This window comes from Dietzia sp. DQ12-76 (assembly GCF_014145045.1).
In the GTDB taxonomy this organism is placed as follows: Bacteria; Actinomycetota; Actinomycetes; order Mycobacteriales; family Mycobacteriaceae; genus Dietzia.
The window spans coordinates 1-1,022 of sequence record NZ_JAALDV010000486.1; the positions used below are offsets into that span (position 1 = coordinate 1).

The following is a 1,022-nucleotide window of genomic DNA, read 5'->3' on the forward strand; positions in this document are numbered from 1 at the left end:
GGCCGGCACCTCGCCGAGGCCGCGTCGGGGCTGGCCGAGCAGGGCCTCGGGGCCGGGACCCCGGTCACCGTGACCTGCGCCGGTTCGCTCTGCGCGCAGAAGTCCGCCGACGGCACCCTGGCCACCATGGCCGAGGTCGGTCGCGAGATGGACGGCGACCTCGTGGTGACCATCGGCAAGTCCGCCGGCGAACGCCATCGCCACCAGTGGTGGGAGTCGCGGGCCATGTTCGGCTGGAACGTGCTGGTGCCCCGGACCAAGGCTCAGTCCGCCGAGATGAGCCAGCGCATCGCCGAGCACGGTGCCGTGCCGGTGGAGGTCCCCACCATCGCGGTCGAGCCGCCCCGCAGCCCCGCCCAGATGGAGCGGGCCGTCAAGGGCCTCGTCGACGGCCGCTACCAGTGGGTCGTCTTCACCTCCTCCAACGCGGTCCGCGCGGTGTGGGAGAAGTTCTGCGAGTTCGGCCTCGACGCGCGCGCGTTCTCCGGTGTGAAGATCGCCTGCGTGGGCGAGGGCACCGCGGAACGGGTCCGCGAGCTGGGCATCCAGCCCGAGCTTCTGCCCTCCGGCGAGCAGTCCAGCCTGGGTCTGCTCGAGGTCTTCCCGCCGTACGACGACATCCTGGACCCCGTCAACCGGGTCCTGTTGCCGCGCGCCGACATCGCGACCGAGACCCTCGCCGAGGGTCTGACCGGCCGCGGCTGGGAGATCGAGGACGTCACCGCGTACCGCACGGTCCGCGCGGCCCCTCCGGCGGCGGAGATCCGCGAGATGATCAAGAGCGGCGGGTTCGACGCCGTGTGCTTCACCAGCTCCTCCACGGTCCGCAACCTGGTGGGGATCGCCGGCAAGCCGCACGCCCGGACACTGATCGCGTGCATCGGTCCGCGGACCGCCGAGACCGCCGCCGAGTTCGGGTTGCGCGTGGACGTGCAGCCGGACAACGCGTCGGTGCTGGACCTGGTGGACGCGCTCGCCGCGCACGCCGACCAGCTGCGTGACGCGGGCGAGCTGCCTCCCCC

1 protein-coding gene is annotated in these 1,022 nt (G+C 72.7%); it reads left to right on the top strand.

Annotation, left to right across the window (positions count from 1 at the left end; translation table 11 throughout):
• Positions 1–1,022: uroporphyrinogen-III synthase (locus G6019_RS15280; protein WP_182627950.1), on the top strand; the 1,022-nt coding region annotated here is incomplete at both ends.